This window comes from Stenotrophomonas sp. 21LCFQ19, from assembly GCF_056861425.1.
In genome coordinates this window covers 1-23,826 of record NZ_JBSPUF010000011.1, presented here as the reverse complement: position 1 = coordinate 23,826, position 23,826 = coordinate 1, and the positions used below count along the sequence as shown (strand labels likewise).

Below are 23,826 nucleotides of genomic sequence, written 5' to 3'. Positions count from 1 at the left end.
CCGCCCTCCGGGCACCTTCTCCCGAGGGGAGAAGGAAGGCGCTAAAAGCCCCTCTCCCTCCGGGAGAGGGGTTGGGGTGAGGGTGGGGGCGAAGCCCCAGGGCAATCATTCCCCGCAGGTGCTTCGCACCAACCCTCATCCGCCCCCCGCCTTCGCGGGGGCAGGCTCTTCGGGCACCTTCTCCCGAGGGGAGAAGGAAGGCGCTAAAGCCCCTCTCCCTCCGGGAGAGGGGTTGGGGTGAGGGTGGGGGGCGAAGCCCCTGACAATCATGCCCCGCAGGTGCTTCGCACCAACCCTCATCTGCCCTCCGGGCACCCCCGCCTTCGCGGGGGCAGGCCCTTTGCTTCTCCCGAGGGGAGAAGGGTCAGACCTCAAGCATCACTCCACCTCGTTCGGATCCGCCTTCCAATACCCGGTCGCGCGAATCCACTCTTTCGGCACCTGCAAATGCCCTTCCACAAACTTGCGCATCATCCGCGCACGCTTGGACTCGGTGGCAATCCAGTAGTGCGTATCACCATCAGGCTGCTCGAAATCCACCAGCGCGTCCTCCAGCAAGGTACTGCTGGCCGCATCAAAGCCATTGCGCTCGAACCACGACACAGTCACCTGCGCCGCGCTCTCCAGCGGCTGCCGGTCACCTTCTTCCGGGATCTCGATGAACACCTCGGCCACCGCACCTTCCGGCAGTTCTTCCAAGCGCCGCGCAATCGCTGGCAATGCGGTCTCATCACCAATCAGCACATAGCAGTCGAAGTCATCGGCCACCACATGCGAACCACGCGGGCCGGCAACCACCAACGCGTCGCCAACCTTGGCGGTGGCTGCCCAACTCGTGGCCGGGCCATCACCATGCAGCACGAAGTCCAGCACCAGCTCACCAGCATCGGCGTCGTAGAAGCGCGGCGTGTAATCGCGTGCCGGTGACGGCTGCTTGCCTTCCGGATAGCGCGGGCCCTGTTCGGTGAGTTCCGGCAATACAAATTCGCCTTCGGCATTGGCGAAAAACAGCTTCACATGGTCATCCGGTGAGCGGCTGTCAAAACCTTCCAGCGCATCGCCGCCTACAACAACGCGCTGCATGTTCGGGGTCAGGCGTTCCGTGTGCACTACCTGCAGCTGGCGGAAACGCGGGGTCATGCGGATCAATTGGGTTTCATGCTGTGACATGGGGGTACCTGGGGTCAGTGTCGGCAAGGCCGGGATGACGTGGCTGGATCGCTCTGGCTGGGTCGTAATGAATAACGGTGGTGCGAATCAGTTTTCCTGCGACTGCTGCTGTACCAGTGCGGTCGCTTCTGCAATCAAGCCGGCGATGCGCGCGACATCGGCGTCCTGCCAATCGCCTTTGCGCAACATCAACGAGTGGGTGAACTGGTGCATGGCATCGCGTAGCGGCGCCGGCAGGCTTTCCCTGGCGATGACGCGCGAGTTGTGGCGGGCACGCATGCGCGCGGTTTCCACGTCCTCGGCGCGCAGCTTGAGCTGGGCCTGGCCAAGATTGGTGATGTGGTAGCGCTTGCGTCCGCCGTCTTCCTCGGCGCTTACCCAGCGCTGCTTCTCGAAGTCTGCCAGCAGCGGATACACCGAGCCCGCGCTGGGCGTGTAGACGCGCACGAACATCTCGCTGATCTGCTGGATCAGCTCGTAGCCGTGGCGCGGCTGCTCGCCGATCAGCGACAGCAGCAACAGGCGCAGATCGCCACGGCCCAAGGGGCGCGGGGTGGGGGAGCGGCGGGGTTCCGGGCTGGTCATGGAAGTTTTCGATATATCGAATTTGCGCAAAACGATATATCGAAAACTCTTCCGGCGCAAATGGCAGCGCCTCCCATGGGACGGTGCAGACCAGCAAGGTGGGCATTCCTGGTGAATGGCGGGGCCGTTCGCTGGCCCGGCTGTCATCGGGCTGACCCCGGCAGATGGCAATTTCGCCCCGTGTTTAGCGCCATTAAGGATGTTGGCAGGGGTGCGGAAGCTGTCTCCGGCTGTCCTCGTGGGCGCATGAGAACTGTCGCGAACTGTCTTGCAGACACTGGCTTTTGCCGCTCCATACGCATGCGTAGCCAGCTTGGCAAGGTACCGGGTGCGCTACACTTTACGGCTCAAAATAATGACAAGCGCGCGCGTGCGTGCAGTAACTGGGAGCGCTAATGAACTGGTTGAACGAGATGCTTGATAACGACACGAATCCCCTGGAAACCCAGGAGTGGATCGAGTCGTTGAAGGCCGTTATCGATGTCGAGGGCCCCGAGCGCGCACATCAGTTGCTGGAAGGCATGGTTGAACTGACCCGTCGCTCGGGCGCGTTCCTGCCGTTCTCCCCCACCACCGAATACGTCAACACCATTGAGCCGCAGCTGGAAGCCAAGAGCCCCGGCAATGCGGAACTGGAATGGCGCATCCGCTCCATCATCCGTTGGAACGCGATGGCCACCGTCGTGCGCGCCAACCGCAAGCCGGGCGACCTGGGCGGCCACATCGCCTCGTTCGCATCGGGCGCCACGCTCTATGACGTGGGCTTCAACCACTTCTGGCGCGCGCCCAGCGACAACCACCCGGGCGACCTGCTGTTCATCCAGGGCCACAGCGCCCCGGGTATCTATGCGCGTTCCTACCTGGAAGGCCGCATCAGCGAGCAGCAGCTGGACAAGTTCCGCATGGAAGTGGACGGCGGCGGTCTGTCGTCCTACCCGCACCCGTGGCTGATGCCGGATTACTGGCAGACCCCGACCGTGTCGATGGGCCTGGGCCCGCTGGCTGCCATCTACCAGGCGCAGTTCCTGCGTTACCTGGAAAACCGCGGCCTGATCGAGAAGAGCGACCGCAAGGTGTGGTGCTTCATCGGCGACGGCGAGTCGGACGAGCCGGAAACCCTGGGCGCGATCGCGCTGGCCGGCCGCGAAGGCCTGGACAACCTGATCTTCGTCGTCAACTGCAACCTGCAGCGCCTTGATGGCCCGGTGCGCGGCAACGGCAAGATCATCCAGGAACTGGAAGGCGTGTTCCGTGGCGGCGGCTGGAACGTGATCAAGCTGCTGTGGGGCGGTTACTGGGATGCCCTGCTGGCCAAGGACACCAATGGCGTCCTGAAGAAGCTGATGATGGAAACCGTCGACGGCGAATACCAGAACTGCAAGGCCTTCGGCGGCGCGTATACGCGTGAGCATTTCTTCGGCAAATACCCGGAAACCGCTGCCATGGTTGCCGGTCTGTCCGACGACGACATCTGGCGCCTGAACCGTGGCGGCCACGACCCGCACAAGGTGTACGCCGCCTACCACCAGGCCGTGAACACCAAGGGCATGCCGACCGTGATCCTGGCCAAGACGGTCAAGGGCTACGGCATGGGCAGCGCTGGCGAAGCGCTCAACCCCACCCACCAGACCAAGAAGCTGGACGACGAATCGGTCCGCCATTTCCGCGACCGCTTCAACATCCCGGTCACCGACGAGCAGCTCAAGGACGGCCAGGTGCCGTTCTACCACCCGGGCCCGGATTCGCCGGAAGTGAAGTACCTGCAGGAGCGTCGCGCTGCTATGGGCGGCTACCTGCCGCAGCGTCGCCAGAAGGCCGACAAGTCCTTCATCGCACCGAAGCTGGAAACCTACGAGCGCCTGCTCAAGGAATCCGGCGAACGCACCTATTCCACCACCATGGCCTTCGTGCAGACGCTGAACATCAGCCTGCGTGACAAGGAACTGGGCCCGCGCCTGGTGCCGATCGTCGCCGACGAAGCGCGCACCTTCGGTATGGAAGGCCTGTTCCGCCAGATCGGCATCTATGCCCCGTACGGCCAGAAGTACAAGCCGGTCGACGCCGACCAGCTCATGTACTACCGCGAAGACCAGAGTGGCCAAGTGCTGCAGCAGGGCATCAGCGAGCCGGGTGCCATGTCCTCGTGGATGGCGGCCGGTACCAGCTACTCGGTCAGCAACGTGCCGATGCTGCCGTTCTACATCTACTACTCGATGTTCGGCTTCCAGCGCATCGGCGACATCGCCTGGCAGGCAGCGGACATGCGTACCCGCGGCTTCCTGCTCGGCGGCACCGCCGGCCGCACCACGCTGAACGGTGAAGGCCTGCAGCACGAAGATGGCTTCAGCCACATCGTCGCTGGCGGCATCCCGAACGTGCGCAGCTACGACCCGACCTTCGGTTTTGAAGTAACCGTCATCCTCCAGCACGGCACCAAGGCCATGATGGAAGACCAGATCGACGAGTACTACTACATCACCCTGATGAACGAGAACTACGCCCACCCGGCCATGCCGGAAGGCGCAGCCGAAGGCATCATCAAGGGCATGTACCTGCTCACCGATGCCGGCAAGCCGAAGAAGGGCGAGCTGCGCGTGCAGCTGCTGGGCAGCGGCACCATCCTGCGCGAAGCCATTGCAGCGGCCGAACTGCTGGACAAGGATTTCGGCGTCACCGCCGACATCTGGAGCTGCCCGAGCTTCAACGAACTGCGTCGCGACGGTTTCGACGCCGAGCGCTGGAACCGCCTGCACCCGGAAGCCGAACCGCGCAAGCCGTACGTCACCGAGCTGCTGGAAGGCCGCCAGGGCCCGGTCATCGCCGCAACCGACTACGTGCGCGCCTACACCGACCAGATCCGCGCCTTCGTGCCGGCTACCTACTCGGTACTGGGCACGGACGGATTCGGCCGTTCAGACACGCGTGCGAACCTGCGTCGCTTCTTCGAGGTTGACCGTTATTACATCGCGCATGCGGCCATTGCGGCGCTTGCGAAGGATGGGAAGATGACGGCGAAGGATGTTGCCCGGGCTATCAAGCAGTATGGGATTGATCCGGAGAAGGCTAATCCTGTTGGGGTTTGATTAAAGTTATTGTTGATTGAGAAGGGGGGCTATGCCCCCCTTTTTTTAATTTAGGAAGGGGGCAAGGAATGCGACTTTACTTTGAATCTATTGTTAATCGGCTGAAGGCGATCGAGTCGGATGTGGAGGCGCGAGTTGTATGGGTCTCATCCGTTAGGCATGTTATTCAGGTGATTGATTATTGTCTCGTGGAATGGCTTGCCGAGTTTCCACCAAATGTGGGAAGTCATCCTCCCAAGGAGCTGCTTGAGGCGCTATATTGCGCCGCAGATGGTTCTTTGGTTGAAGCGCTTGACGTGCTTCTTGTGGCTGCCGAGGGTTGTGGTTGGCAGGGAGTATATAAATGCTTGGTTCAAGATATTCCTGAGGGCAATTGCTCTGCCACGCTGTGTGGCTCGCAGCCAAAGACGTTACAAGGTTTGTTGCGGGCTACAGTGGAGCTTCGCAACGATGGTGGGGAGGGGCATGGTCTTCCTGGCGGGTATTTGCGATCTGAAGAGGAAGCTGCATTTGCGTTTGTACTTTCCTGTTTAATGCCTCTTTTGCCAGAAGCTCAGCGGGATGGTCAGGTTTTCTTTGGACCTGCGGAGAGAAGAATTTCGGTTGGGATGATAAAGGTTGTCGGCGGCAATCCAGTCCTAATTCGGTCTATTCATAAAGTTAGCCCCTCATCCATCAGGATTAAGTCGCAATATTATGATGCGTCGGGGATTTTGAATTCTCTGAAATATGAGGTTGCGAACCCATTTCCGAAGTTCGATGGGCCGCTTGTACCAGTTCTGAGCGTTTTTGATAACTCATGGAATCCCATGTGTTATATCCCTTCGCGGATTACCGATACCTTCACTGCGCGCGACAAAGAAATACATGAAATCAATGAATGGCTCGGTGATGTTGAGTCGCGAGCTTGCTTGATTTTCGGTGATGGAGGGGTCGGAAAGACCACTCTGGTGATCGAAGCATTACATCGCTTGCTCGAGGAGGATCTGCCCACGGAGTGGAAGCCGAAGCTTATAACATTCTATACGGCCAAGCGAACTCAGTTTGGAATGGATGGTATATCTCCAGTTGGGATGGGTTTTCCTAGCCTTCATGGCCTTCTCGTTCATTTGCATGGACTGCTTCTAGGGCGATCCCCCTCTTCGGATTTCTTTAGGAAGGATGTCGGGGCAGCGGCCTCATACATGCAATTGGCTATGCGGGACGAGCTAAAGCTAGAGAAGACTGAACATCTCATAGTTATTGATAATGCGGAAACGTTGATCGAATCGGATCAAGATCGCGAGACTCTTGGGAGAGAGATCAAGGAGGTTTCTCGGAGGCTTGGGAGAGTGATTGTTACGTCGCGCCGCAGAGAACTCCTTGGCGCGGAGCCGGTCGAAGTTCAAATACTAAGCCCGCTGGATGCCGTATCTTTCTTGAAGCAGCGAGGTGTTGATAAGCTGGGTATTAAAGCGCTTAAGAGAAGTAAAGATGCCGAACTGTTGGAGGTCGTCCAGCAGCTCGAACGCAGACCCATTGTTCTTGACGCTCTAATTAACGTTCTTCAGGATCCCGCCTACGACACAGTCGCGAAAGCTAAGAATAGGGTCTCTGGGATGCTGGCAAGGGATCTCGGGAGATTTTTGTTCTCAGATGCCTGGACTAGATTTTCTCAGTCTATTCAAAAGCTGCTGATACTTATGACGCGTGTTGCGGACGTTCATGATGCGCAGCTTTTGAGGATATGTGGCGACATTTACGGCGTTTCAATTCAGGATTCTGAAAAGGCGCTGGAGGAATCCAATGGCATTGCATCTGTGGTTCATTTGACTGGAGATATTCAGGTTAGTTTCTCCAGGAACTTCCTTGAGTTTTGCAGGGGGCGTGAATGCCCGCAAGCTGACGTCAATGCTGCGCTTTCGGCCTATCGGGCGTTCTGGGATCGTGCGCGAGCATTCTCAGGGGATCGCATTGCTGCCGCGTTCCGTACGCCTCAGGCGCGAGCTGCACATAAGTATCGCAACGAGAAGAACTGGGAGGAAGCTGAAAAGATGTATGAGCAGGCTGTGTCTGCTGATCCTATGAACGGGTTACTTTATGATCGCTACGCATACTTCCTCGTTCAGGATAGGAGGCGGCCAGTTGAAGCGCTTCATAAATCACAGCGTGCCACTGAACTGCTGCCATCTGAAGCTGAGGTATGGTTCACGCGTGGATTTGTTGAGTCAAAAGTAGGAAATGCGAGAGCCGCGAAGATCTCTCTGGAGAAGGCAGAGCGCCTCGGCTTCTCTCCTTTGCGATGCGCTATTCAGATGTGTTGGGCTTACGTGTTGGCTAAGCCAAGGCAACTGGCGTTAGCTAAATCTCATTTCTTAGTTGTTACCGCTCGATCATCGCAAATTGACCCCAGATCTAAAGAAGCTATAGAGATCGAACGACTAAAGTTGAAGATTGGCTTTAGTGGCTAGCGGTCGAAAGCAAGGGCAGGTGTCGACTCCCCGCATTTCAATGCCAGGCTAAATTAGAGGTTTCCGGTTCGTGGTACTGGCGGAATTCGGCGGGCATCAGCCCGCCGAGGCTGTCGTGAGGTATCTCGGTGTTGTAATCGGCCAGCCACCGCTCCGCCTGTTCGCGTGCTTCTCCGAGATTCCGGAAGACGTGCATATCCAGCACGCCACGTCGGAAACTGCCGTTGAAGCGTTCGATGAAGCCGTTCTGCATCGGCAGTCCTGGTTCGATGAAATCCAGTGCGATGTTCTTGCGCTCGGCCCATTCCGCCAGCGCCAGGGCGATGAACTCGGGGCCGTTGTCCAGGCGAAGCTTTGCGGGATAGCCTCGCCACGCCGCAATTCGTTCCAAAGTGCGAATGACCCGTGTAGCTGGAAAATTCAGATCAACTTCGATGGCCAATGCCTCGCGACTGAAATCGTAGATTACGTTGAATGTACGGAACCGTCGCCCATCCCAAAGCGCGTCGGACATGAAGTCGATCGACCAGCTGCCGTTGATCTGCTCACCGGCCACCAACGGCATCGGGTGTCGATTTGGAAGACGCTTCTTCCCTCGCAGACGCTGATTGAGCTTCATAAGGCATTACACACGTCAGACACGCTTGTGATTCCATACCAAACCGCGGCGACGAATCAGCTGAAAGAGCTTGCCGAAGTCGGGCTCCGGAAAACGCTCAGAGAGCTCGGCCAGTAACACGATCACCTCTTCGTCCCTATCCGGTCGATTGACACTTGGCCAGTACCGTAAGGTTAGGTAACCTCTGGCGTAGGGAAATTCTGAGTGCATGCAATGCGATTTCGAATGGGGGAGTTGTATCGCTATCCGCGGCCCGCTAGGTCCGATGAAAGGGCCATCGATGGGATTCCTAATTTTTATCACGTTGTTTCTGATCCTGGTCACGCCACGCTGCAGTTGGAGCGTGGGATCAACGCTCCAGTGGTAACGGAGGCAGTTGGCGGAAAAAGATTGTCGGTGATTTTGCTTGCGAGCAATGAGAATAAGCGCGGCTCAGTTGAGAATCCTTGGCACGATACGTTGGCGCCGGATGAAGGGTTTGCTAGATATTTCGGCGATAACAAATCTCCGGGTGTCGACCCTGGGAGCGCTCGAGGAAATCGAACGTTGCTCGAGCAGTTTGAGCTTCACACTTCCCCGAACAGGGAGAAGCGGGAGCTAGCGGCACCAGTTCTTCTGTTTCGATCATCACAGAAGGGATTCAAAGAGTTTGCTGGACTGGCGCTGATTACCGGTGCTCATCGTGTGACACAATTCGCAGAGAAGAACGGCGGGTACTTTACGAATTATCTGTTTGATCTCGCGGTTCTTTCGTTGACCGAGGAAGACGAAAGCTTACCGATGGCGTGGATTCGGGAGCGCCGCAATCCAGCCAAGGAACCCTCGATAGCCAACGCGATGGCGCCGAAAGCGTGGCAGCACTGGATTAAGTATGGAAGTCCTGAGATCGAAAAGGTAAGACGGCGTGTCGCCCGATATCACATTCTGAAAAAGAAAGACCAAGTGATGCCGGTAACGTCAGTGGCTGGTCGGACCTTGGAGACGATCTATCAGTTCTATGCGGAGAAGAGGCACAGATTTGAGGCGCTAGCGAGTCTTGCGTGTGAGTCTCGCGTTCGCGGGACTGGTGCGGCTTACCGGCGGGGCTGGCTTACGAGAGGTACCGGCGATGGCGGCCTGGACTTTGTAGGTCGCATAGACATCGGGGAAGGATCGTGGGGGACAAAACTTGTTGTTCTGGGTCAGGCCAAGTGTGAGAAGGTTGACACGCCTACGGGTGGTGTACATATCGCAAGGACTGTAGCGCGTCTGCGGCGCGGCTGGGTCGGAGCTTATGTCACAACATCTTTTTTCTCGGAAGCTGTACAACGAGAAGTCCATGAAGATCAATACCCCGTCATGCTGCTGAACGGTGCGGTCCTTGCCGGAGAAGTTGCGAAGATGCGCATCGCGGGCGGCTTTGGAAGCGACGATAAGTTTCTCGAGCACGTTGATTCCACATACGAAGAGCAGGTTAGTGGTCGGCGGCCCGAGGAAGTTCTATGGGACTAGACGCCAGTGCCTTCTACTTCAAGGTAAGGCTGGCCTGTGGTCCTTCTGGATCAAGCGATTTCGCTTTATCTTGTTCGAGTTTTCGCGTTCGTTGTTGGATTGGGCTGGCTATGCCCCAATAGGAAGATGCCTCTGCAACGCTCATCCGGAGCAGCTCGGTCGATCCTAACTCCAGGGTGCGTTTTGCAGTTCTTGGTTTGCATGACAAGGCGGTCATTACTGAGCTGGCTACCGCACGAGCTAGAGGAGGCGGGACGGAGTTGCCCACTTGGCGAGCTCCGTGCCATTTGGTTGCGTGCAAACGGAACCAGTCAGGGAATCCGTGCAGACGAGCCATCTCGCGCACAGTGATGCATCTGTTCCACTTGTAATGGATGGGGCGAGGGCTTGTGAATGCACCGCGGGCTGAATCTGTCCCGGCGCGCAACGTGTTGCTAACGCCTTTGGGTGACAGCTTAAAGAACCTTGAAATTGGCTCAACTTCGCCGGGAATCGTCTCCGAGAACCGTTCCCTCGAGAGCTCGGTGTGCTCAGAGCGAAGGCTTGAAGTGAGTAGCACCGGGTCCCACTTGCGGCGGTAGCCGAAATGCCAGCCCTTCTCCGTTTCGCACCTCATAAGTTGTGCATACGAGCTAAGCTTTGCCCAAGTTCTGGTCGCTACTTCATCTGTGGCCTTCAATTCATCAAAACGCTCGGCATCCGGAAGGTCGCCGAGCGCGTCTTTGCAAGTTGGACCGAATGGGAGGTCGCTACGGCTTGTACCTGGCTTCGCTGTGATGGGATTGGGATAGCTTGGGACCTTCAGGCCCCTCTTTGCGCCCATAAGGAACAGTCGCTGGCGATCCTGGGGTACTCCGTACATGCAGGCATTAAGGACTTTCCAGTCTCTCAGAACGTCGTATCCGGCATCGTCAAAGGCATCGATGATCTCGTCTAGAAATTTTCGATGCTTACCCACCGTTAGGCCCTTGACGTTCTCGAACACAAAGTAGCTCGCATCTAGCTCGCTAACGATCCGAACGAAATCCTTCACAAGGGAGTTGCGTGGATCGTCGAGAGCACGTTGGCCAATAAGCGAAAAGCCCTGACAGGGGGCGCCGCCGAAGACAACGTCAACCTTCTGGTCCCCGATTCTGCTCGCGGTGCGAATTTTCGCGCCCGTGAGTTCAGTTACGGATCTTGGAATGACAGCGCATTCCGGGAAATTGTACGCATGCACCGCGGCGTGAACTGGGTCGATTTCAACTGCAGCAACAACGTCAAAGCCAGCTTGTTCGAAGCCCAGGCTTAGGCCGCCAGCACCTGCGAAGAGGTCAATTCCGATAGGTCTACTCATGCTTCAAATTATACGGCTAGCTCGGATGAAAGTCGATCGCCTAGCTGCCTTGGTGTGTGTAAGCAAGGTGCTCGGAAAGTGCTCTATGTTGGCTGGGTTTGGTCTCAGGAGGTGCGACTTAGAGGCTTCTGAGAGCTGGCTGGGTGTGTGGGCTTCGGGCGATGGGATGGGGCGTCGCTCGGTGTGATCGAGCCAAGAGGTTGAGGGCTATCGTCTTCCGCGTGATCATGGTTCAGCTTCGCGCTATCGGGCATGTCTTCGGCCAGGTCTGCAGCTTGGTGATTTGCTGTTGGCTGTTGTTGATAATGGTGCGGTTTGGAGCAGCTGCGGTGTGACATTGAAGGTTGATTTCAATGTAGTAAGGGGAGGAGGGGGCTCCAGATAATTGCGGCGATGCTGGTGCGAGTCTTTCAGGTTGAAGGGGGAGTGTCGGTGGGCTTCCTGGTAAGATCCTACTGTTTGCAGTGGCTTTTAGTCTGTTTTTGAATATCTACTGGAGGCTCTGGCGTGGCGTTGAATAAGAAGCTAAATCGTTATTCGGAAATAATCGGTGAGCTGTTCCATAGCAGATATGTTGCAGGAGCCGAGGTTGTTGCTTTCGAGCGGGATGAATTTACGGCCGCGGCTGAGGCTCGTGGTGTTGCTTTGCCAAAGAATTTGGGTGATGCAATTTATTCGTTTAAGTATCGAAATCCTTTGCCGGATACGATCATTCAAACGGCTCCGGAAGGGTATGAATGGGGTATCTACGGTGCTGGCCGGGCGAAATACGAGTTTCGATTGAAACGGCCGCTATCGATAGTTCCTCGGGAGAATCAGATTGTCGTAAAGCTTCCGGATGCGACACCAGAGATCATTGCTGCGCACGCGCTGGGTGATGAACAGGCGCTCTTGGCGAAAGTTCGATACAACCGTTTGATAGACATTTTTCTCGGAATAACCGCCTCATCGCTACAGAATCATCTCCGAACCACGGTAGCAGGAATTGGGCAAATCGAGATCGATGAACTTTACGTAGGGCTGGATAAGAGTGGAACTCAGTTCGTGGTTCCCGTGCAGGCGAAAGGAGGTAGAGACAAGCACGGCAGGCAACAGACTGAGCAGGATATTTCTTGCTGCGAAGATAAATTTCCGGCCTTGGTCTGTAGGCCTGTTTCTGCGCAGTTCATTAGCTCGAATAAAATAGCTATGTTCGAGCTCGCAATTCAAGATGACGAGATCAAGGTTGTCTCTGAGGAGCACTATGAATTGGTGCCAGCAGCAAGCATTTCGACTCGAGATCTAGATATTTATCGTAACCGGCGCCGGGGTTGATTTGCAGAGAAGGTGCCGATGATTCGCGTTCGAAATGTTCGATCATCGTTTTGATTCGATAGCCATAGGCTTGATGACTAAATAAATTGGCTTCTAGAGAAAAGGAAAGTCGCTATGGATGGCATTGTTAGTAGATTGTTGGATCTGAATGAAGGGCGTCTGCTGGTTCCGGTAGTGCTTTGCTTTTCTGTTGTTCTCCTGATCAAGGCCTTTGTGGCTATAGGCCATACGCGGGGCAATGCTCGTAGAGAATTCCTTGAGCTTTTCCAGGAGGGGAGGTCATCGGACGAGCTCTGGCTGTCTGTTGCGATTCGACACCAGTTTGGTGCGTATCTGCCTGTCTCGCTGATCAAGCGCCTGCTGGCCTTTGATCAGCCTGCGCGCGCATTGATGGAAGTGGCATCAGCTTGGGAGCTGATAGAAGTTGATGACGGAACGGGTAGTGTGATTTGGCGTAAGAAACGGCATAGGTCGCCGATTTGGCGGCGATGGATAGCGAGGGCTCATCTTTTGGGCTACTTCGTTTCGGCGATGGCAGCCGCTCTACTTGCTTACGGGCTACTGGCTGGTGACCTAGGTTCGCCTGTGTCAGTTTCTTGGTGGGCGTGGGTGGTCATTGGTGCTGTCTTTGCGCTCTGGTCACTTCATCGCCATGAACTTTTGAGGGATGGCAGCAGGTCGATTAAACGATGGCTGGGGCTGAGTTAAGCGAGATGTGATGTCGCATATTGGGGCTCGGACTGTGGGTAACTGGTCAGGACTCCACCGTAACGTAAGAGCTGACCATCATCGACGATATGGCGAGGTTAGTGCGTAGAAAACCACGTAACCCCAACCGAATTCGGTACGATACGCGCGGGGACAACGCGGTGCCGGGGGATCGGCGGCAGCGTTGCGAGTTCTTGTTTGGCATCCGTCGTTCCACATGGGGTGGACCAGCGCGCCTTCGCCTGCCTTTTTGTCGAACACCCAATGATCGCCACCCTCCTAGTCGGCATGCTCTGCGTTTACCTGCTGAGCTTCAGCTTGATGTTCCAACTCATCAGTCGTCGCCTTCAGGACGAGAAGATGGGTATGGACGTCTTTGCGGCGGCCAACCTGATGCTGGGCGGGGCCTATGTGCTGCAATTGCTGGAAGGGCCACCCGGCTGGAGTTGGACCAGTATGGTCAACCACACGCTGACGCTGTGCTCCTTGCTGGCGTACTGCGTGGGCGGGGCGCGCTTCTTTGGCCTTACCACGCCGTTGGCCAGGCCGCTGTTGTATCTGGCGGTGGGCTACAGCCTCCTACAGATTCTGGTGAATTGGGCAGTCGGCCCCGTGGCGCGCTATGCGCTGCTGGCCGGCACCTGTGCGGTGTGGTTTGTCAGCATGGTGGCGGTGCTGCTGTACGGCGTGCGCAGCTTCGCCAAGGACCTGCGCGGTGAGGTGTTGCTGTTTGCCGGTTTGATCAGCGGCATCTGCGTGCTGAACGTCATCAAGCTCAGCAAGCTGCTGTCCGGCGGCTTCGAGGCGCTGAGCATGGACGGCCAGTTCTCGATGATCTTCTATGTCTATATGTGCTCGCTGGCGACCATCCTGCCGCCGTCGATCGTCTGGCTGGTGCTGCGTCGGCTTACCGACAGGCTGCGCGGCATAGCTGCCAACGATCCGCTTACCCAACTGCTCAACCGTCGTGGCCTGGGCACGGCGCTGGATGCCAGTTTCCGGCGGCCGGGTACCACCGCGCGCTTGCTGCTGATCGACGTCGACCATTTCAAGCGCATCAACGACAACTACGGCCATCAGACCGGCGACGCGGTGCTCTGCGGCGTGGCCGAGGCCTTGCGTGCCTCGGTGCGCAAGGACGACCTGCTGTGCCGGCTGGGCGGCGAGGAGTTTGCCGCCATCTGCGTGGGCGCCAACGAAGCCTCCGCCCTGCGCGTGGCCGAGCGTGTACGCAGCAGCATCGAACAGGCAGTGATGTTGCAGGGGCCACGCTACGAAGGCCTGCGCTGCACCGTCACCATCGGCGTCTCCGACAGCTTCACCAGCGAAGCCGGCCTGGCCCACGCCATGCAACAAGCCGACGTAGCCCTCTACCGCGGCAAACACACCGGCCGCAACCGCGTAGAGCAAAATCGGGGTCAGAGTCGGATTAACGCGGCGCTGGATACGGTGCACTAGCCCTCTGCATTCGCTTCGGATTGCTGGCACTCTTGGGTCATGCCGAGGCGACGGCCGATTCTCAGGGGGGAAGGGATGCGGTTCTGGTTAGCACGTGTATTGAACAGGTCAGCGCCTGCCGGGCGAGCTGATGAGCGCCAGCTTTCCGGGCGCTGTCCTGACGGGTCTCCAAATTCGCCTTGTGAGCGAGCAGGCGCAGATCGCGCTGAAGCGCTGCAGCGTCCGCATCACCTCTGGATGGGGAGGCTGGCGCTGCTCCTGTTGCTGGGCCTCGTGCAACCGGCGTCAGCCGCCGGGCAGGCGGAGGTTCCACCCGTCCGCGTCCTCATCAGTTATCAGCACATGGGCTGGGACATGATCGAGGAGAACTTCGTGCTTGAGCGGGTGGCCAGCAGGCAGGACTACACCTTGCAAGGCAGCTACGAGGACCGCAATGGCGGTCGCAAGCGCGTGCAGCGTGACGTCGATGCCGCTGCGGTAACCGCCTTGGTTGAAGCGGTTCGGGAGCCAGCCTGGGATGGGGGGCGTGGGGTTCGCGGCGTTGCCGCGCACTATCGTCGCGGCCAGCTGATCCCCAGCGGGGATTGGCGGAGCCATCCATCGAACGGTTGCAGCAAAGCAACGCAGCGCCTGGTTGGCGCCCAATACGTCAAGAACAAGGGTGTGCAGACGCTGGTGGATGACCTGTATGGCGATGGCATCAACTGGACCGATGACTATCCGTTCGCAGTCAATCAACTGATCTGGGCCGATGGGCGACGGCAGGTGTTGCACTCGGAATCGCAGAAGGCGCTGATGCTGCCTTGGCGTTTGGGCGAACCCGATAACAAAAGGGATTCAGCGCCAGAAAACTGGTCGATTCCCATCAGTGAGCGCTTGAGAGCGTTGTTGCCGGCCAATAGCTTCCTGCATGCGCGCCTTGATGGTATGGAGGCGATGGCTCGGAAAATTGGCTATCGGGTGCAACATGCGGTTGGGCTGCAGTGCAGCGCAGATATCGAAAAGCGCGATACCCGGAAATAGCGCAACGGCTTGAAGGCAGCGGGGCAATGCGGGAACCAGACGCTCGACTGGCTGGGTTCTCAGCGGGCTTTGGCGGCTACTACATGCATTCAAGTGATATCCCTACGCGGATCACTTTCATTGAAGACGGTGTGCGTCTTGCGTGTAAAGACGGAGATCTGAATCATCTGCATGGGGCTTCAATGCCGCACCGGATGAAGTGGTGTGTCTTCTGGAATGCCGCTCGGATGTAGGCAGAACTTCGCTCATAGTCCTTGGTTCGCAAGTTAAAAAAACGCGAGGAGTCGCCATGATAGAGAGGGAATTTCTCGCGTATTGCGTAGTAGGAACCTCGCTGTCAGAAGAATTAAGTTGCATCGCAGGTTCGCAGTCTCGTCACAGATGAAGTTCGAGCGCGGTCGCCAACAGAGCGGCGCTGCGATAGAGATAGTCGTCTAGGAGATAATAATGAACATTCAAAGGAAGCTATTTGCAGTAGTCATATCTGGAGTCGCGTGTATTGGTCACGCTGCCGAGCGGAATCCACCTAATCGGGACCATGAAGAGCCGCTGGCGGACTTGGCTGCGTCGAGTACGGTTATTCCAGGATCCATCGTCGCCAGCAGCGACTATCTTGTCTTTGAGTCGGTTGATGGAACCGGCAAGTCATACAGTGCAGAGTACGACCCAGCGACATCAACTGTGACCGCCATCAGTGGCGGCAACATGATCCAGAAGAAGTTGAGCCCTCATGAAATGCAGATTGCCAACAGCAAGGCTGAGCACGCGGTTGGCGTAGGGGCAGGGTCGCTGGCCCTGATACCCATCTTCATGGGAGCCGCCTGCTACATCAATGACCAGATCACAAAGCACAGTGTTATCAGGGCTTGCGCCGCGCAAGGTTCCACTCCGGTGATGGATGACACGGGTTTATGCGGATTTGGTGCTTCCTATCGATGTGAGAGGCTACCGGATCCTCCTGTCCCCAAGCCAGCCCCTACACCGGTGCCGGGTCCATCAGGCTCTTACGGGGGCATCTGGGGCAGTGATGGAAATGGTGGATACCGTCCAATTGGGGCGAGCGACTACTGGTCAGTCTGGACTTACGACGATGATTGGTTTTGATGAGTTGGAACATCGCGATCATCGAACGTCGATTGGAACGCATGTTCACTTCAACCAACGTTGCTAGCGGGCATGACAATGCGCTCTACAGCTGCGAGTAAAGGGGGGGTATTGAGCCGTGCGACATGGTCAATTTTACAGTGGTGCTTAGCAGCATTCGCGGTTCTATGTGTGTCGCTCTCTATCACCCTGTCGTCGGCTGTATCGGGTCCGTACTCCATGGACATCACTTTTGACGTCTTGCCGACATCCTTGCAGTTCAACGAAGTCGACTGGAGTCAAGCGGACGACGATCAGGGAATTCGCTGTACTGACGAAACGAACACACTCAATGATGGAGTCAGCTGGGTGCGATGTCGCTTTGTCGCCAATGAGATCAACGATGCGAAGCAGTATCTGCATCGGCAAGGCATGCAGACCGGGGCGGTCTATCGAAACATCCGGATAACGCCGGTGAACGGTGGCTGCGGTTTCTATGTGGCGTCTGTAGTTGTCGCAGCTGGGCTTTCCATTCTGCTGATGCGATTTTTTTGCTGGAGTCTGTCGTCAGAGTTGAAGTTGATAGGCAACCTTGGCTGGCGAGCCCTTGCTGTGTTGGCTGCACCCACAGCGCTCTGCATAGTGTTGGCGTCGCTGATCTCTTGGATGGTTGGGGTGGAGGCAGGTAATTTAGTTGTTCAATCTTTCAGTACTTCGGAGCAAATCTCCTTGATGGTAGCGGCAATCTTGATTGCGCCGTTGCTGGAGGAACTTCTGTACAGGGGATTGGTTTATAGCCTTCTGCATCGCGCTAGCGGGTCGGTACCTGCTTGCATGGTAGGTACCGGCTTGTTTGTCATCTCGCACGGGTCAATGGAATTCTGGGATAGTGGGACTCTGCGGTTAGCGATGCTTGGCGTTATTTCAGTCAGTCTGTATGCAATCAGAGAACATTTTGGTTCACTCATCCTCTGCATCGGTGCGCACGCGCTCTTCAACGCGGTCGTAGTGCTCGCATGGTTCTCTGCTGCGGGCTGAGTGGAAGAAGAAGCCGGTGTCAGGGTTGGATTTGTGCGGCTATTGAAAGTTGGCTTCTTAAGTTCGTGCCAGATTTTCTCTGGCAGGAATTTCCGGGCAGAAATTCCTGATGTTATTCGCTATAGCTCTAAGGGGCCGGAACGTCACGTGGGTTTAAACTTGATCTGAGTGCCCCATCGTTCAGCGAGTTTAGGAGTGGGGAGGCGGCCCCCTTTCCCGGGAGTTCCACTCTGATCCTGATTTTCGCCTATGCTCCGCCTACCAGCGGGGGCTGGATAACCAAGGAAGGGGGCGGTATGCGGGTCTGGCTGGCGCTTGTTTTGTGTGTTGTGTCGGCGGGGGTACGGGCTGGCGATACCATCGATATCACGCCGTTCGTGCAGCAGGACGTCTACGAGTGGGTGAAGATATCGCCCGATGGCAAGCACTTCGCGGTGACCAAGCCGCTGGAAGACCGCACTGCGCTGCTTATCCTGCGCCGCGAGGATAACGCCTTCACCGCCAAGATCATGGGCGGCCCGGATTCGGTGGTTGACGATTTCTGGTGGGCCAACGATGAGCGGGTGGTGGTGTCGCTGTCGCGCAAGCAGGGTTCGCGCGATGAGCCGGTATCGGTCGGCGAACTGTATGCGGTGAATGTGGACGGCAAGTACAGCATGTTGCTGGCCAGTCCCTACGGTGTGCGCGAACATCCCGGGCTGGTCACGGAGGTGCGCAATACCTTCGAACAGTCGGTCTACATGCTCGATCCGTTGGCGGGCGATACACGCAACGTACTGGTGTCGGCGGTACCGGTGGCGAGTGATCCGGTCGTCCGTATCGAAAAGCTCGACATCTACAGCCGCAACCGCGTGCATATTGCCGAAGTTCCGGTGCGGCGGGCGAGCTTCGTGTCCGACCAGGCCGGTGAAGTGCGCTTTGCGGTGGGCGCCAAGGCCGACAACGTTTCCAAATTGTTCTACCGCGAGGCGCGCGGGCAGGACTGGCGGCTGATCAATGATGAAGGCAGCAGCGGCCATCGACGTTTCCCGCTGGGGTTCAGCGCGGACGGCAAGCTCGCCTACCTGCAGGTGGAACACGCCAGCGGGCCGGACAGCATCGTGTCCTGGGACCCGGCCAGCGGTGCCGAGGTGGAGTTGCTGCGCGATCCGCTGGTTGACCCCTACCAGGTCCTCTACGACCTGGATGGCAAGACGCCAATCGGCGCCTCGTACATGAACGAGCGTGTCAGCAACCGCTTCTTCGACGAGACCGCGCGTACTGCGCGCTTCTACCGCAGCCTGGAAAAGGTCTTCGTGAACGACGCGGTACGCATGACCTCGTCGACCAGCGACGGGCGCTATGTGCTGTTGTTCGTGTGGAGTGACCGCAACAACGGCGACTACTTCCTGTTCGATACGCAGGAGCGCAAGGCCGATCGGATGTTCAGCCGCCGCGAATGGTTCGAGCCGCAGCAGGTGCCGCCGTCGCGCTACATCAGTTTCCGCGCCCGCGATGGCATGCAGCTGCATGGTTATCTGACCGAGCCCTTGAAGCCTGCGAACGGGCCACGACCGATGGTACTGCTGCCACATGGCGGACCGTTCACCATCTTCGACCAATGGCGCTTCGACGATGACGCGCAGCTGCTTGCAGCCGCCGGTTACGCGGTGCTGCGGGTCAATTACCGTGGCTCAGGCAACTACGGCCGCGCGTATACCGAGGCGGGCAGCCGCGAGTGGGGCGCGCGCATGCAGGACGACCTGGCCGATGCCACCCGCTGGGCAATCAATGAAGGTGTCGCCGACCGCGAGCGCATCTGCATCTACGGCGCCAGCTACGGTGGTTACGCCGCATTGATGGGCGCGGCACGCGACCCGGACCTTTACCGCTGCGCGGCCGGCTATGTTGGCGTCTACGACCTCGAGCTGATGCATCGCAACACCTCCCAGCGCAGCCAATCCGGCCGAACGTGGGCAGGCGAATGGCTGGGCGAGCGCGGCGATCTGGGCGCACGTTCGCCCGTATCGCTGGCCGACCGCATCAAGGTACCGGTGTTCCTGGCGGCCGGCGGCAAGGACGAGCGCGCACCCATCGAGCACAGCAAGCGCATGGAACGCGCCCTCAAGAACGCAGGCGTACCGGTGGAAACCTTGTACTACCCGAACGAAGGCCACGGCTTCTACACCGAGCCGCACCGCCGCGAATACTACGCCCGGTTGCTCTCCTTCCTAAGCCAGCATCTGGGCGGAGCAAAAGCAAAACCGGGGTCAGAGTCAGGTATTCGCAGCTCGGCGAACTGACCAGCGCAAGGTTGCCACTGCAGTCGATGCACTAGCGCGCCAGCCCCGCCTTTCGGGGCCGGCCGCTCTTGCCGGGCGTCAGACTGCGGCCGAGTTGCGCCTCGATCGCGGCCCGGAAACGATCGTTGCCCATGGGCTGCTGGCGGTTGAGGTGGTCACGGAAGCTCGCGGCGTCTTCGTCATTCGCGTCCTGCACGAACTTCCGGTACACCGCCTGTCGCTGCTTCTCGCAGGCATCCAGCGTGGCGTAGCAGACGTGGGCCTGTATGGCCGGGTTCGCCACGCCATAGGCATTGTGCCGGTAACTCGACCACGGATAGTCGGCGGGTTGCAGCACCATTCCAGCGCGGACAGGATTCAACTCGATGTAGCGATAACAGCGCAGAAGGTGCTCGTCATTCGCGACAAGGTGCGATTTGTAGCGGCCTTCCCATAGCGTACCGGTGCGCTCGTAGGCGTCGTTGATATAGCGGACATAGCGCCGGCCCAATGCCTGCATCAGGCCGCTGATCGCGCCGGATTCAGCGGGCGTCATCAGCAGGTGGACGTGGTTGGTCATCAGTACATAGGCATGCACGCGGCATTCGCGCTCGATGCTGAGCGTGTGCAGATCCTGCAGGTAGCGCATGCGGTCGATGTCGCGGAAGAAGCATGCTTGTCGGTCGTTGCCGCGCTGAATCACGTGCTGGGCTACGCCCGGCGGATCGATTCGTGGTCTCCTTGCCATGTTGAACTCCAATCGCTGTTCGCCTGCAACGCTAAGGTGACTGGTGTGGTGGATCGATCCGGGGAGTGGGTTGTTTGCTGTAAGAACCTGACTCTGACCCCGGTTTTGCTCTACCATGCCGGCACCAGCCAGCCATTCCCGTTCGACAACGGCGCAGCGAGCCAGGACACCCTTCGTGCCCTATCAAGGAAGCTCGCAATGTTGAAATCCCCCCTGTTCCGTTCCGCTGCGCTCGCGCTGGCGGTCTCTCTTGCGGTAGTTGCACCGGCTGCTTCGGCGACGTCGCCGGTTGCTGGCACCAGCAGCACTACCGCCTCTGTGCAGCGCCAGACCGTCGCCAAGGGCCTTTACGAACTGGCTTACAGCCCCGCGCAGAACGCCGTTTTCGTCGCGTCGTCCGGTGGTTTTGGTGATGCTGCCGGCCCGGCCCAGGTGTTGCGTCTGGATCCCACCACGCTTGCCGTGCAGCAGCGCATTCCGCTGGAGCGCAAGGGCTTCGGCGTGGTGCTGGATGATGCCAACAATCGCCTCTACGTCGGCAACACCGTCGATACCTCGGTGACCGTGGTCGATACCGCGCAGAACAAGGCCGTCGGCACGGTGCAGCTGATGGAGAAGGTCACTGGCAAGGACGGCAAGTCCTATTACAGCCATGACCTGCGCGAGCTGGTGGTGGATGCGCCCAACCATCGCCTGTATGTCACCGGTCATTCGCAGGAAGGCAGTGTGCTGTTTGTGGTCGATACGCAGTCGTTGCAGCTGATCGACACCATTGAAGGGCTGGGCAAGGCCAAGGCGCCGGGCCTGGCGCTGGATGTAGCCGGCAAGCGCGTCTACACCAGTAATCTGCTTGGCGAAGTGGTCACCGTGGGCACTGACAGCGGCAAGGTCGAACAGCGCTTCCAGGTCAGTGCCGAGCAGCCGATGAACATCGCGCTGGACCCTGCGGGCACGCGCTTGTTCGTCACCGACCAAGGCCTGGAGATGATCCGCAAGTACCAGGGCAGCAGCATCGAAGGCTTTGTCTCGCGTCATCCGGGCAAGCGCGTGCTGGTACTGGACCGCAGCAGTGGTGCAGAGCTGGCGAGCATCCCCACCGATGCCGGCCCGCTCGGCATCCTGCTGGATGCCTCGCGCAAGCGCCTGTACGTGACCAACCGCGAAGCCGGCAGCGTCAGCGCCTACGACAGCGACAGCTACCAGCAGGTGGCCACCTGGTCGGTGCCGACGCACCCGAACAGCCTGGCGCTGGATGCGAAGAACAACGTGTTGTACGTCAGCATCAAGAACGGCGAAAGCGACCCGAAGGGTGCTGAGGAAAACGTTGCCCGCATCGAACTGGGTAGCTGAAGCAGCAACTTTTGCAGCGCGGGTATGCTGCGGGGCCAAGGTCGGCATGCGTGCCACCTTGGCCTTTCTTTCATGGTTGCTGGCATCATCGGCCCATGACGCTCAGCCTCGACCACCTGCGCCGCTACGCGGTCGCCCGCACGCTGTTCAAGCCGACCACGCTGATGCGGGCGATTGCCAAGCTGGGGTTCGTGCAGGCTGATCCTATCCGTGCGCCCGCAAGGGCGCAGGACCTGACGCTGCGGCACCGGGTCCTGGGATACCGGGCCGGGGACCTGGAGCGGCGCTATCCACGACTTCCCATCGAGGAAGATTTCTTCGTCAACTATGGCTTCCTGCCACGCGACCACCAGGCGCTGATGCACCCGCGACAGGCTCGGATGGAGTGGACGCCGGCACGCTGGAAGCAGGCGCAGGCGGTGCAGTCCTTCATCGCCGAGCGCGGTGCGGTCCACCCGCGTGAGGTGGATGCGCACTTTGCACATGGCAAGACCACCAACTGGTTTGGCGGCTCGTCCAATGCCAGCACCCAGTTGCTCGATGGCATGCATTACCGCGGCCTGCTGCGGGTGGCACGGCGCGATGGCGGCACGCGCGTCTATGCAGTTCGCGACGCGGCGCTGGCGGTAACTGCTGCCGAGATCGATGCGCGCATGGATGCATTGATCGACCTGATTGTTGGCAAATACGCGCCGCTTCCCGATGCAAGCCTGGGCCAGCTGGTGGCCTATCTGGGGAATGGTGTCCCGCAATGGAAGGATGCGCGCAAAGCGGCGCTGGCGCGTGCGCGCCTGCGTCTGCAGCGGGCGAGGGTGGATGGCATTGATTGGGTATGGCCTGCCGATGAAAGGGCGCAAAGCCGTCGCTGGAAGCCGGACAACCAGGTGCGCCTGCTGACTCCGTTCGATCCCGTGGTCTGGGATCGCCGTCGCTTTGAGCTGCTGTGGGGTTGGGCGTACCGCTTCGAGGCGTATACCCCGCCGGCAAAACGCAAGTTGGGCTACTACGCGTTGCCGCTGCTGTGGGGCGATCGGGTCATTGGTTGGGGCAATCTATCGGTGGCTGCTGGCGCGTTGAATGCGCAACTGCAGTACGTGGATGGACGGGCGCCGCGTGACGCTAGGTTTGTCGACGGGCTGGATGCGGAGCTGGGGCGCATGCGGGTATTTCTCGGGCTGGATGAGTGAGTTGAGGTCTGGGCTGGGGGAGGTATCCGGACGTAGTGCAGTTGAAAGGATGCGCTTGCACCTCTGGCCGCCGTTCTGATCGGTTGCAGGTGCCGTTGAGCAAGCCGATCGCTTGCGGGCGGAATACCGGCTTACTCGTTCGCGCGCGACGGATACATTTCCGAGCCGAGGTTGATTGCCAGCTGGCGCATCCGTCATGCTGCGCTGCCACGCCACAACAAGCCTGCAGGACCATCACGTGCCGACAGCCACCACAGCCACAGCCCGCAACAGCGCCGTGCATATGGCCGTGGCGTTCATTGCGATGGGTAGCTGGGCCACGTTCGCGAATCTTGCGCACGCGATGCCGCGGCCGTTGATAGCAGGCGTAGTGCAGGGCATCTTGTCGGCGCTGATCACCCTGTTCCTGAAGCGCATGATCGAGGCGCTGTCCGCGCGTTTGCCCGGAAGCGCCGGTTATTGGGTGCCGCCGGTGGTTGCTGTTGCGGTTTCGCTGAGCTTGCTCAGCAGCATCCATTGGATCGCTGGCACGCCTGAGATCCTGCGCACGATCGTGGTGCCGCTCTCGGTAACCGCGATCTATGCGACGAGCTACAACCTGGCATTACGGCGGATGGCGGCGTAGGAGCAGGGTAGGAGCGATGTGGAAGCGGCGTAGGCCGCGAAGCTCGCAACGCCTGCAACCCGTAATGCCGAGCCATGCTCGGCGGAGGCCTTCCCGGTAGAGCTTCTGCCGAGCATGGCTCGGCACTACAGGAGCTGCTTTTTGTTGCGGCGGTACCATGCTGACGTAGCCGCAACCGGCGAAGAGCCAACCCCTCCCCAGCCCTCCCCTTCGCTACGCGAAAGGGAGGGGGTGTAGTGCCGAGCCATGCTCGGCAGAGGCCTTCCCGGTAGAGCTTCTGCCGAGCATGGCTCGGCA

General features: G+C 58.8%; 17 protein-coding genes and 1 pseudogene. 13 read left to right on the top strand and 5 right to left on the bottom strand.

Annotated features, from left to right (window positions below; all coding sequences use genetic code 11):
• Positions 1-378: 378 nt before the first annotated feature.
• Positions 379-1,170, bottom strand: coding sequence for a siderophore-interacting protein (locus tag AC13FW_RS13040; protein ID WP_482989339.1), 792 nt, complete (start codon positions 1,168-1,170; stop codon positions 379-381).
• Between the two features lie 87 nt (positions 1,171-1,257).
• Positions 1,258-1,755 (bottom strand): PadR family transcriptional regulator, encoded by a 498-nt coding sequence (locus tag AC13FW_RS13035; RefSeq protein ID WP_482989338.1) that lies wholly within the window; start codon positions 1,753-1,755, stop codon positions 1,258-1,260.
• Positions 1,756-2,150: 395 nt separating this feature from the next.
• Here AC13FW_RS13035 and aceE point away from each other — a divergent pair, with 395 nt between their 5' ends.
• Positions 2,151-4,838 carry a pyruvate dehydrogenase (acetyl-transferring), homodimeric type gene (gene aceE, locus AC13FW_RS13030; protein ID WP_303748745.1) on the top strand — a complete coding sequence of 896 codons (2,688 nt, stop codon included), beginning with the start codon at positions 2,151-2,153 and terminating at the stop codon, positions 4,836-4,838.
• A 68-nt stretch (positions 4,839-4,906) separates the two neighbouring features.
• Complete coding sequence (locus AC13FW_RS13025) at positions 4,907-7,288, top strand: hypothetical protein (protein WP_482989337.1); 2,382 nt, start codon at positions 4,907-4,909, stop codon at positions 7,286-7,288.
• Between the two features lie 37 nt (positions 7,289-7,325).
• Here AC13FW_RS13025 and AC13FW_RS13020 read toward each other — a convergent pair.
• A pseudogene (locus AC13FW_RS13020) lies at positions 7,326-8,057 on the bottom strand (IS3 family transposase); the annotation flags it as partial.
• A 63-nt stretch (positions 8,058-8,120) separates the two neighbouring features.
• Here AC13FW_RS13020 and AC13FW_RS13015 point away from each other — a divergent pair.
• Positions 8,121-9,398 carry a restriction endonuclease gene (locus tag AC13FW_RS13015; protein WP_482989336.1) on the top strand — a complete coding sequence of 426 codons (1,278 nt, stop codon included), beginning with the start codon at positions 8,121-8,123 and terminating at the stop codon, positions 9,396-9,398.
• Between the two features lie 13 nt (positions 9,399-9,411).
• Here the strand turns inward: AC13FW_RS13015 and AC13FW_RS13010 are convergent, their stop codons facing one another.
• Positions 9,412-10,734 carry a DNA cytosine methyltransferase gene (locus AC13FW_RS13010; protein ID WP_482989335.1) on the bottom strand — a complete coding sequence of 441 codons (1,323 nt, stop codon included), beginning with the start codon at positions 10,732-10,734 and terminating at the stop codon, positions 9,412-9,414.
• Positions 10,735-11,241: 507 nt separating this feature from the next.
• Here AC13FW_RS13010 and AC13FW_RS13005 point away from each other — a divergent pair.
• The 7 genes from AC13FW_RS13005 to AC13FW_RS12975 all read left to right on the top strand — a co-directional run bounded on the left by AC13FW_RS13005 (position 11,242) and on the right by AC13FW_RS12975 (position 19,640).
• Entirely contained in the window at positions 11,242-12,048 is an 807-nt protein-coding gene (locus AC13FW_RS13005) for an endonuclease (protein WP_482989334.1), read from the top strand.
• A 114-nt stretch (positions 12,049-12,162) separates the two neighbouring features.
• Positions 12,163-12,756, top strand: coding sequence for a hypothetical protein (locus AC13FW_RS13000; RefSeq protein WP_482989333.1), 594 nt, complete (start codon positions 12,163-12,165; stop codon positions 12,754-12,756).
• A 264-nt stretch (positions 12,757-13,020) separates the two neighbouring features.
• Positions 13,021-14,214 carry a GGDEF domain-containing protein gene (locus AC13FW_RS12995; protein WP_482989332.1) on the top strand — a complete coding sequence of 398 codons (1,194 nt, stop codon included), beginning with the start codon at positions 13,021-13,023 and terminating at the stop codon, positions 14,212-14,214.
• A 354-nt stretch (positions 14,215-14,568) separates the two neighbouring features.
• On the top strand, positions 14,569-15,237 hold the full coding sequence (locus tag AC13FW_RS12990; protein WP_482989331.1) for a hypothetical protein: 669 nt from the start codon (positions 14,569-14,571) through the stop codon (positions 15,235-15,237).
• Between the two features lie 447 nt (positions 15,238-15,684).
• Positions 15,685-16,341, top strand: a complete 657-nt coding sequence (locus AC13FW_RS12985) for a hypothetical protein (protein ID WP_482989330.1) — start codon at positions 15,685-15,687, stop codon at positions 16,339-16,341.
• A gap of 219 nt (positions 16,342-16,560) precedes the next feature.
• Positions 16,561-17,358: a CPBP family intramembrane glutamic endopeptidase gene (locus AC13FW_RS12980; RefSeq protein WP_482989329.1), complete on the top strand. Its 798-nt coding sequence runs from the start codon at positions 16,561-16,563 to the stop codon at positions 17,356-17,358.
• A 296-nt stretch (positions 17,359-17,654) separates the two neighbouring features.
• On the top strand, positions 17,655-19,640 hold the full coding sequence (locus AC13FW_RS12975) for an alpha/beta hydrolase family protein (protein ID WP_482989328.1): 1,986 nt from the start codon (positions 17,655-17,657) through the stop codon (positions 19,638-19,640).
• A 31-nt stretch (positions 19,641-19,671) separates the two neighbouring features.
• Here the strand turns inward: AC13FW_RS12975 and AC13FW_RS12970 are convergent, their stop codons facing one another.
• Complete coding sequence (locus AC13FW_RS12970) at positions 19,672-20,367, bottom strand: transposase (protein ID WP_482989327.1); 696 nt, start codon at positions 20,365-20,367, stop codon at positions 19,672-19,674.
• Positions 20,368-20,565: 198 nt separating this feature from the next.
• Between AC13FW_RS12970 and AC13FW_RS12965 the strand changes: the two genes are divergently transcribed.
• The 3 genes from AC13FW_RS12965 to AC13FW_RS12955 all read left to right on the top strand — a co-directional run bounded on the left by AC13FW_RS12965 (position 20,566) and on the right by AC13FW_RS12955 (position 23,529).
• The gene (locus AC13FW_RS12965) at positions 20,566-21,717 is read left to right on the top strand and encodes a YncE family protein (protein ID WP_482989326.1); all 1,152 of its coding nucleotides are present in this window, start codon (positions 20,566-20,568) and stop codon (positions 21,715-21,717) included.
• Positions 21,718-21,812: 95 nt separating this feature from the next.
• Positions 21,813-22,904: a DNA glycosylase AlkZ-like family protein gene (locus AC13FW_RS12960; protein ID WP_482989325.1), complete on the top strand. Its 1,092-nt coding sequence runs from the start codon at positions 21,813-21,815 to the stop codon at positions 22,902-22,904.
• Positions 22,905-23,100: 196 nt separating this feature from the next.
• Positions 23,101-23,529 carry a hypothetical protein gene (locus AC13FW_RS12955; protein ID WP_482989324.1) on the top strand — a complete coding sequence of 143 codons (429 nt, stop codon included), beginning with the start codon at positions 23,101-23,103 and terminating at the stop codon, positions 23,527-23,529.
• Positions 23,530-23,826 lie beyond the last annotated feature (297 nt).

Excerpts from the sequence above, each read along its gene's own strand:
- AC13FW_RS12975 (WP_482989328.1), top strand. The coding sequence starts at position 17,655 with ATGCGGGTCTGGCTGGCGCTTGTTTTGTGTGTTGTGTCGGCGGGGGTA.
- AC13FW_RS12955 (WP_482989324.1), top strand. The coding sequence starts at position 23,101 with ATGCTGCGCTGCCACGCCACAACAAGCCTGCAGGACCATCACGTGCCG.
- AC13FW_RS13025 (WP_482989337.1), top strand. The coding sequence starts at position 4,907 with ATGCGACTTTACTTTGAATCTATTGTTAATCGGCTGAAGGCGATCGAG.
- AC13FW_RS12970 (WP_482989327.1), bottom strand. The coding sequence starts at position 20,367 with ATGGCAAGGAGACCACGAATCGATCCGCCGGGCGTAGCCCAGCACGTG.
- AC13FW_RS12985 (WP_482989330.1), top strand. The coding sequence starts at position 15,685 with ATGAACATTCAAAGGAAGCTATTTGCAGTAGTCATATCTGGAGTCGCG.
- AC13FW_RS13040 (WP_482989339.1), bottom strand. The coding sequence starts at position 1,170 with ATGTCACAGCATGAAACCCAATTGATCCGCATGACCCCGCGTTTCCGC.
- AC13FW_RS12965 (WP_482989326.1), top strand. The coding sequence starts at position 20,566 with ATGTTGAAATCCCCCCTGTTCCGTTCCGCTGCGCTCGCGCTGGCGGTC.
- AC13FW_RS13010 (WP_482989335.1), bottom strand. The coding sequence starts at position 10,734 with ATGAGTAGACCTATCGGAATTGACCTCTTCGCAGGTGCTGGCGGCCTA.
- aceE (WP_303748745.1), top strand. The coding sequence starts at position 2,151 with ATGAACTGGTTGAACGAGATGCTTGATAACGACACGAATCCCCTGGAA.
- AC13FW_RS12990 (WP_482989331.1), top strand. The coding sequence starts at position 14,569 with ATGATCGAGGAGAACTTCGTGCTTGAGCGGGTGGCCAGCAGGCAGGAC.
- AC13FW_RS12980 (WP_482989329.1), top strand. The coding sequence starts at position 16,561 with ATGGACATCACTTTTGACGTCTTGCCGACATCCTTGCAGTTCAACGAA.
- AC13FW_RS13000 (WP_482989333.1), top strand. The coding sequence starts at position 12,163 with ATGGATGGCATTGTTAGTAGATTGTTGGATCTGAATGAAGGGCGTCTG.
- AC13FW_RS12960 (WP_482989325.1), top strand. The coding sequence starts at position 21,813 with ATGACGCTCAGCCTCGACCACCTGCGCCGCTACGCGGTCGCCCGCACG.
- AC13FW_RS12995 (WP_482989332.1), top strand. The coding sequence starts at position 13,021 with ATGATCGCCACCCTCCTAGTCGGCATGCTCTGCGTTTACCTGCTGAGC.
- AC13FW_RS13035 (WP_482989338.1), bottom strand. The coding sequence starts at position 1,755 with ATGACCAGCCCGGAACCCCGCCGCTCCCCCACCCCGCGCCCCTTGGGC.
- AC13FW_RS13015 (WP_482989336.1), top strand. The coding sequence starts at position 8,121 with ATGCGATTTCGAATGGGGGAGTTGTATCGCTATCCGCGGCCCGCTAGG.